Source organism: Streptacidiphilus monticola (assembly GCF_042658505.1).
Lineage (GTDB): Bacteria > Actinomycetota > Actinomycetes > Streptomycetales > Streptomycetaceae > Streptacidiphilus > Streptacidiphilus monticola.
Map to the genome: position 1 here is coordinate 1 of NZ_JBHSQJ010000162.1, position 6870 is coordinate 6870.

The 6870-nt window shown below is 67.7% G+C and carries 10 protein-coding genes; 8 read left to right on the plus strand and 2 right to left on the minus strand.

Going from position 1 to position 6870, the window contains the following annotated elements:
* Positions 1 to 267: 267 nt before the first annotated feature.
* The 6 genes from ACFP3V_RS29850 (at position 268) to ACFP3V_RS29875 (ending at position 3447) form a co-directional block, all read left to right on the plus strand.
* A complete protein-coding gene (locus ACFP3V_RS29850; RefSeq protein WP_380590274.1) occupies positions 268 to 1095 on the plus strand; it encodes an enoyl-CoA hydratase/isomerase family protein in 828 nt (275 codons plus the stop codon).
* Positions 1096 to 1160: 65 nt separating this feature from the next.
* Positions 1161 to 1697: an SLAC1 family transporter gene (locus ACFP3V_RS29855; RefSeq protein WP_380590277.1), complete on the plus strand. Its 537-nt coding sequence runs from the start codon at positions 1161 to 1163 to the stop codon at positions 1695 to 1697.
* On the plus strand, positions 1694 to 2158 hold the full coding sequence (locus ACFP3V_RS29860) for an SLAC1 family transporter (protein ID WP_380590280.1): 465 nt from the start codon (positions 1694 to 1696) through the stop codon (positions 2156 to 2158). Before ACFP3V_RS29855 ends, ACFP3V_RS29860 begins: the two co-directional genes overlap by 4 nt.
* Before the next feature lie 430 nt (positions 2159 to 2588).
* A complete protein-coding gene (locus tag ACFP3V_RS29865; RefSeq protein WP_380590282.1) occupies positions 2589 to 2822 on the plus strand; it encodes a hypothetical protein in 234 nt (77 codons plus the stop codon).
* A 236-nt stretch (positions 2823 to 3058) separates the two neighbouring features.
* Positions 3059 to 3226, plus strand: coding sequence for a hypothetical protein (locus ACFP3V_RS29870; RefSeq protein WP_380590285.1), 168 nt, complete (start codon positions 3059 to 3061; stop codon positions 3224 to 3226).
* A 95-nt stretch (positions 3227 to 3321) separates the two neighbouring features.
* Positions 3322 to 3447: a hypothetical protein gene (locus ACFP3V_RS29875; protein ID WP_380590288.1), complete on the plus strand. Its 126-nt coding sequence runs from the start codon at positions 3322 to 3324 to the stop codon at positions 3445 to 3447.
* Between the two features lie 316 nt (positions 3448 to 3763).
* On the opposite strand, the gene ACFP3V_RS29880 is transcribed toward ACFP3V_RS29875, so the two are convergent.
* Together ACFP3V_RS29880 and ACFP3V_RS29885 are read right to left on the minus strand one after the other, a co-directional pair.
* Positions 3764 to 4507, minus strand: coding sequence for a hypothetical protein (locus ACFP3V_RS29880; protein WP_380590290.1), 744 nt, complete (start codon positions 4505 to 4507; stop codon positions 3764 to 3766).
* Positions 4508 to 4688: 181 nt separating this feature from the next.
* Positions 4689 to 5177: an FAD-dependent oxidoreductase gene (locus ACFP3V_RS29885; protein ID WP_380590293.1), complete on the minus strand. Its 489-nt coding sequence runs from the start codon at positions 5175 to 5177 to the stop codon at positions 4689 to 4691.
* 265 nt (positions 5178 to 5442) lie between these two features.
* Between ACFP3V_RS29885 and ACFP3V_RS29890 the strand changes: the two genes are divergently transcribed.
* Together ACFP3V_RS29890 and ACFP3V_RS29895 are read left to right on the plus strand one after the other, a co-directional pair.
* Positions 5443 to 5601, plus strand: coding sequence for a hypothetical protein (locus ACFP3V_RS29890; RefSeq protein WP_380590296.1), 159 nt, complete (start codon positions 5443 to 5445; stop codon positions 5599 to 5601).
* A gap of 828 nt (positions 5602 to 6429) precedes the next feature.
* Positions 6430 to 6864: a hypothetical protein gene (locus ACFP3V_RS29895; protein WP_380590299.1), complete on the plus strand. Its 435-nt coding sequence runs from the start codon at positions 6430 to 6432 to the stop codon at positions 6862 to 6864.
* The last annotated feature ends 6 nt before the right edge of the window (positions 6865 to 6870 follow it).

Consider the following 6870-nt stretch of genomic DNA (forward strand, 5'->3'; position numbering starts at 1 on the left):
CACCGATCACCCGCGTCAACAACCCTGCGGGTCAATACACCTAGCCACGGGCCGGCCACCACGGCCGACAGGCCCACCGGGTCGGTGCGGCCGCCGCTTGGCGGCCGCACCTGACGGGGCCGGACGGCTGGACGCGAGGGCCTGTCCATGCCGGCACCCACAGACGGATGCCGGCGGGGCCACTCAATACCCCAGAGCCCACCTCGAGAAGACAGACACGCTAGGGCGACGCCGCCAGCGATCCGCACTCAACCCTAGGAGTTCGTCATGTCAGACGATGCAGCACCCCCTTCGGCGGCCTTCGTACGCGTCGAAACGATCGACCCTGGCTACCACCAGGTGACGTTCGACAACCCGCCGCTCAACCTCTACGACCCCGAGGTGGAAACCCGACTCGCCAAGATCGTCGAACGCCTCACCGCCGACCCCACGGTCAAGGTCGTCGTCTTCGACAGCGCCCACCCCGACTTCTTCATCGCGCACCACAACCTGGCACGGGTGGACGAGTTCGGAGCAGGCATGCCCACCTGGTTCACTCTCATCCACCGACTCAGCAACGCACGCTTCATCACCGTGGGTTCGCTGCGTGGCCGCGCCCGCGGCATCGGCAGCGAGTTCCTGCTCGCCCTCGACGTCCGGTTCGCAAGCCAGGAGAAGGCGATCCTGGCGCAACTGGAGGTAGGCACCGGCATCATTCCCGGCTGCGGAGGCCTGCAGCGCCTGTGGCAGCTGACCGGGCGCTCGCGCGCGCTGGAGATCATCGCCTTGAGCGAGGACTACGACGCGGAGACCGCCGAACGGTACGGATGGGTCAACCGGGCCGTCCCCGACGCCGAACTGGACGCCGTGGTCGACCGCTTCGCCCGCCGTGTGGCGTCCTTCGACCACGCCGCGCTCCAGGCGGTCAAGGAGACCCTGAACCAGGAGGCTCCTTCGCCGAACGCCAGCACTCTGTTGGCCACCAATGAGCGGTTCGCCGAGCTCCTGGCACGCGACCACGTCCAGGACCGCCTACGCCTCTTGGCACAGTCGGACCCCGCGACGCTCTACGACCTGGAGCTGAACATGGGCGACACGCTTGGGCCCCGCACCTGACCAAGCTCCTTCCCGACGCACGCGTGCACTGACGCCGCCTACGACTGCCACCCCCAGGGATCCAGATGTCCGCTCCCCGCATCCCGCTCAACTTCTTCGGCATGCCCTTCGGGCTAGCCGGCCTCGCTGGAGTCTGGCTGACCGCCGCACACCAGCGCCATGCCCCCGTCGCCATCGCCAACGTGCTGTACGTGCTGGCGTCGGCGGTATGGCTGCTCGTCGTCGGCGCCTACATCCTGGGCGCCCGATCGCACAGATCCTTTCGCGGGGACCTCCTCGACCCCGTCGCCGCGCCCTTCGCCTCACTGGCCCTGATCACCCCCATGCTGCTGGCCGCCCAAGGGCTGGCACCCTACGCCCCGTCAGCGGGCAAGGTCCTCGTGGACGTCTTCCTCGTCCTCACCGTTCTGCTGGGCGGATGGTTCACCGGGCAGTGGATCTACGCGCCGCTCGACCTGGACAAGCTGCATCCCGGCTACTTCCTGCCCACCGTCGCTGGCGGACTCGTCGCCTCGGCCGCCGCCTCCGAGGTCGGGCAACGGCGGGTGGGCGAGATCATGCTTGGTCTCGGTCTGATCTGCTGGCTGATCATGGGGCCATGATCCTCGCGCGGCTGTTTTTCCGCCCGCAGCTTCCCCCGCCGCTCCAGCCGACCCTGGCCATCGAAGTCGCTCCCTCGGCGGTCGCCAGCCTCGCCTGGTTCGCCCTGACAGACGGCCGCTTCGACACCGTCACCGCCGTCCTCACCGGCTACGGCATCCTCATGGTCCTGGCGCAACTGCGCTTGCTGCCCGGGTTCGTGCGCCTGCCCTTCATGCCCAGCACCTGGGCCTTCACCTTCTCCTGGGCCGCCGTCGTCAGCGTGACGCTACGGTGGAACGAGCACGGCCGCCCCTCTGGGTACCTGGCCTACACCTACCTGCTGCTGGCAGCCATTACCCTGCTCATCGGCGGGATCGCAGCGCGCACACTCGTTGGCCTGCTGAGAGGGCAGCTGCTTCCCAAGCCGAGTTCGCTTGGTCCCGTTCACAGCGGCACTGCCGCTGCCCGGTCACGTACCTGAGTGCCTACCCGGAAGCCGTGACCGCGAACGCATCCGCCCAAGAGACCGCGGTGCACATGGCGTTCATTGTCTCCACCGAACGGTGGCTGAGCACGGTCTGCGGGGCAGTCCGTCTCATTCAGCCACAGCATCAGGCCGCTCCATGCCCTGCGGTGCGGGGGGAGAAGAACAGTGTTGCGAACGAATCGTTCGGAAAAGCAGAAGTTTTGCACCAGATGCGCGCTTCCGGGCGCGGACTCCGCGGTGAGCACAGGTATCGGCAGGGCGGTCGCCACCTCTTCAGCACGGGTGACGGACGTGACCTTAGCCGGTCGCGCGCGGAGGCGTTTGCCGATGATGGGTTCCGGCTTCACCTGACGCTTGACGTGCGGACTCGACGGTCAGCTGTTTTCACCCCCTTCGGGACAGGCCGTCGGGCATGCTCAATGGTGTGAGCGCCTACAGCAGCGACCAGAACCTGAACGTTGCGGACGTCACTGGGAACGGCGTCGAGGTGGACGTAGCCACGGATCTACTGGACGGCACGGTCCGCCTGTCGCTGCTGTGGGCCGACGAGATCCACCTGACCCCGGACGGTGCCGACCGCGTGGCTCAGGCTCTTCTTCGTGCCGCCGAGGAAGGCCGACGTTGCGCTGCAGAGGCCCGAACGCGCAAGGGCGCCTGATCGCGGCATTGCAACAGCTTCCGCCGGGGGTGCTCACCAACCTGGGGGGCCGCCATGATTTTGCCCACAGTGCGGGGCACGGCGGGGAGCGGCTCGTCGCCGTAGACGCCGAGGATCACGTCCGGGTCCAGGCATGCCTGGACCACCAGCCGCGCGGAGGCCCGGCCGCGTGGGGCCTGGTCCGAGCCGAGATACGGGTCCAGCCTGCTCGAACGTCGCCGGCGTACAGTCGGATCATGGGTAGACAGGCAGCCACAGCTCTCTACGTGCTCGCCATGGTGGCCGTGGTGGTCGGCGTGGATGTCGTGTTCTTCCGCCACCAGTTCTGGCCTCGCCTGATGGCAAACGTGGGCATCGTCTTGGTTTTCGGGGCGTTCTACCTGAGGTACTTGAAGCACCCCTGAGCGGCGTGGGGCCTGGTCCGACCCACGAGGCCGGCCCCCGGCACGTACGGGCCTCGCAGGCAGGGGCAGCGCTATCGTGCGCGCGGGGAGGGGACATGGGACAGAACGGCAGATCAGCGCTGAAGAACTTCATGCTGGCCGCTGCGGCGGTTGCCCTGCTGTGGGTCGCCATGGACTGGCTGGCCCCTCTCATCGTCCGCGGGCTGCTCGGCGGCTGGTGACCGTGCGCTCCGGGCAGCAGGACGCCCCACCAGCTGGAGAAGCAGGCTCACACCCCCGATGGGTCGAACATGATCCGGGCCTGGCACTCGAAGTCGCGCCGATCGCGCATCCGCGGTCCCGTCGTCCAAGCCGGACCAGACCACCCGTGCCAGTCGTCGGCGCCAGCATCGATCCGGGCGTATCACATCGCCGCTGCGCTCGACCGTCGCCGCCGGGTCATCCGGCTGCGCGTTCCGTCGCATCTGCTCGTCGAACAGGGCAAGTACCTGTGGTGATCGATTCGGACACCCCACCATCGACCGCAGAAACGGACAACTACATTCCGCTTGCTGCAGTTTGACCCGCAGTCGAGGGGTGGATACGGGTTGCCTCGTCCCAGAGACTCCGGTCGGGCCCCTCGGGGACGCCGTCGAAGTGTGGGTTGCTCCGCAGCCACGCTTGCACTCGGGTGCGTATGTGTGGCTGGGCCAGCGCCTGGTCCGGGGTGAGGAGCAGGTGCCGCACCTGTGCGCGAACTCGGGCGACTTCCAGGTCATCACGAGCGCAGGCGGGCAGGGCGGCATGGAGGAGGGCGTCGCCGGTGACCGGGGGCGGGGGTGCGCCGTGGACACCAGCCCTGAGCCGCTCCTGATTGGCACGATCCGCAGCGGCCTGAGCGTCGAACCACGGCTTCAGGTGGTCCACTCGCCATTGGTGATAAGACGTCGTCAGGTCGGGGTCGCTCAGGTCGTGGCGGGCGATCCACTCGGCGGCCCGTAGGGCGAGGGGGATGCCCTGTCCGAGGGTGGGGTTGGTGTGGATGGCGCTGTCGCCGGCACTGATCAGGCCCGTGACCTGCGGGCCGTAGTCGTCGACCAGCGCGGTCCACTGGTTGTTCAGTCCCGCCATGACGTGCACGGGAGTCACCGGGCGGTGGTCCAGCGACAGCCAGTCCCTTCCAGCGGGGAAGATGCGTGCTGCGGCGTCAAAGACCTGCGGGTCTTGCAGTGACCTGCGCGTGGGATCCTCGACCGACACGGTGAGCGCCACGGCGAAGTAACCGTTATCGGAGGGAAACACCCCGCACATCGCGTATGGGGCTGCGCCTCCCAGAGCGGGCGGCTCGGTCTCCCCGGTGCGGGTCTGCAGTCGGTACCAACGGCAGAAGTACGCGATGCGGGTTTCTCGGCTCTCGCGACGCGCCGGCCTGGCGCCCGCGCGGGCAAGCCAACGGGGAACGGGTGAGCGGCGGCCTGCCGCGTCAATCACCAGGTCGCTGCGGATATCGCCTATCGTCGTGCGGAACCGGTCCCGGCACTGTGATCAAGTCTTTGCCGTCGACCCCTGTGCGCAGGTGCACCCGGGGTTCCGCTCGGGTGGCCTGTCCAAGTGCGGCTTCCAGCACGATCCGGCGTGCTCTCAGCGTGACCAGGTCCTCGTCTCCCGCCACGGCCGCAAACGGCTCGAACCGGGCTAGTTCGTGTCGCTCTACCGCGCCGTGCCGGAGCATCAGCTTGTAGACGTCGGGTGCGACGTCGTGCAGGACGGTGCGGATCGGCCCCAGCAGGGAGTGGGGCTGGACAGCCTGCGGGCTTCGGGGACGGTGCCAGTGGAGGAAGTCCGCGTCGAGATCCGTGCCCACCTGGCGCGCTTCCCGCTCAAGGACGGTCACCCTGTGTCCCTGTCGGGCCAGGAAAAGCCCCGCGGCCAAGCCGCTGATTCCGCCGCCCAAAACGGCTACGTGCACCATCAGGTCGCCCCTCCCTTGTGGTGCCAGCACACGCTACCGTACGTTGATCATCCCAGTCTCGGGGGCCACCCGCTGGCCTGCGCGAACAGGCCACGGAGGCCGAGCAGGCAGGCGAGACCTTCTCGCCGCCTCGCTCCAGGCTCGCGGAACACGGCAGGGAAGTGACGCGATCCTGGGAGGACCTGATGGCCGACAAGTTCAGCCGCTTCGAGTCGCGACGCTGCCCAAGCACCCACCTCGGCACCGGGCCGTCGCCTGGGCCGACGTGGTGCAGAACTCTCTGCTCGACCTGTCGCCGCTGGAGCTGCGCTACCTCGACCAGGCCGTGGTGGAGATCAGCACGGACCCCGGGATCGGAGAGGAGCGCCCGGCGAAGCCGAGAGATTCCGCTGTGGGAGTACCGCGCCGATCGCCTTTTCGATGATCGAGAGCGCCCTCCAGTGTCGCGGTCTACTTGCGGCGTTGTCCGCCTCGTCAGGGAACAGTGCGGCGTAGTCATCCAACTCCACCTCTACCTGGGGGGACTTGTGCACTTCCGCCTGCGAATGCTTGGCATGGTTGCAACATCCTGTCCGGGGGTTGCTGCCGCGACGACACCGAGCTCCGCCGCGACGCCAGCCAGCCCCGGCCCAGTCACCGTGAACGGGGGCTCGACCCTGAACATGGCCGCGTTCCGGGCCTCGATCGGCCACCACGGCGGCGTGCTCAGGCCTCCCGCCTGGGGATCCGGCCCAACACCCAGTACGCCCGTTCAACTATGCGGGCACCCAACCGCTTCAGAAGCAAACCCCCGAATCAGGTGGAAACCCATACACTACTTCCCAGGACGCAACCTGACTCCAGGGCCTTGGCCAGGATCTCCGCTGGAGTACTGCAACGATCTTTACCCGAACGTTGCGTTATCGCGTCGACAGCAAGCGTCCGCGCTCGGGAGAATGCGCGGGCCATGAGAGATCAACACCAGAATTCGAGAATCCACATACCTGCCCCCACAAATGCCCGCACGCCGGCACGGATGGGCGCGATCTGCCTCACCGCTGCTGCGGCGATGCTTTTGTCCGGCTGCGCGGGTGGGGCGGCCGGCGCGCCGAGGGCAGCCTCCACTCGTGCGACGGGTACACCGACGGCCACTGCGGGCACCGCTGCCGCCAGCAGCGCTGTTAGTACTCAGGCGCAGGTGCTCGCCGCTCTGCCCAAGCGCCCGGCCACTGCCCGCGCCTGGACGCTCGCTACGGACCCTACGGCGCTTGGCTTGCTCACCCCGGCGGAGTACATCCGCGCCAACTACAAGCAGGCGGCGCAGTCCTCGGAGGTCGGCATCCAGAGGGTCCGCGGCCTGCAGTTCGCCGCCCGCCAGGACTGGTACGACGACGCGACGGGGTACTACGTCGACACTTTCATCATTCACTACGCCACAGCCACGGGCGCCGAGAGCGACTACCTGTCCATGGTGAAGTACGACACCAAGTCCTACGGCGCCCAGGGCTCGTACACGGTCCCTGGCATGGCACAGAGCAAGGTTTTCGTCAGGGCCAAGCTGGACTCCTTCGGCAACTCGGCCTCCCTGGGCCTCGCTCTCGTCGGCAACGACGTGCTCCGGCTCTACATGCTCAACCCGGCCTCACCTGATCACACGACCATGGCCAGCCTGCTGAGAAGCCGTTGTCATACCGAAGGTGATCGCTGAGTTTCT

Coding starts and splice junctions, on each gene's coding strand:
- ACFP3V_RS29850 (WP_380590274.1), top strand. CDS start 268: ATGTCAGACGATGCAGCACCCCCTTCGGCGGCCTTCGTACGCGTCGAA.
- ACFP3V_RS29870 (WP_380590285.1), top strand. CDS start 3,059: ATGGGTAGACAGGCAGCCACAGCTCTCTACGTGCTCGCCATGGTGGCC.
- ACFP3V_RS29875 (WP_380590288.1), top strand. CDS start 3,322: ATGGGACAGAACGGCAGATCAGCGCTGAAGAACTTCATGCTGGCCGCT.
- ACFP3V_RS29855 (WP_380590277.1), top strand. CDS start 1,161: ATGTCCGCTCCCCGCATCCCGCTCAACTTCTTCGGCATGCCCTTCGGG.
- ACFP3V_RS29860 (WP_380590280.1), top strand. CDS start 1,694: ATGATCCTCGCGCGGCTGTTTTTCCGCCCGCAGCTTCCCCCGCCGCTC.
- ACFP3V_RS29885 (WP_380590293.1), bottom strand. CDS start 5,177: ATGGTGCACGTAGCCGTTTTGGGCGGCGGAATCAGCGGCTTGGCCGCG.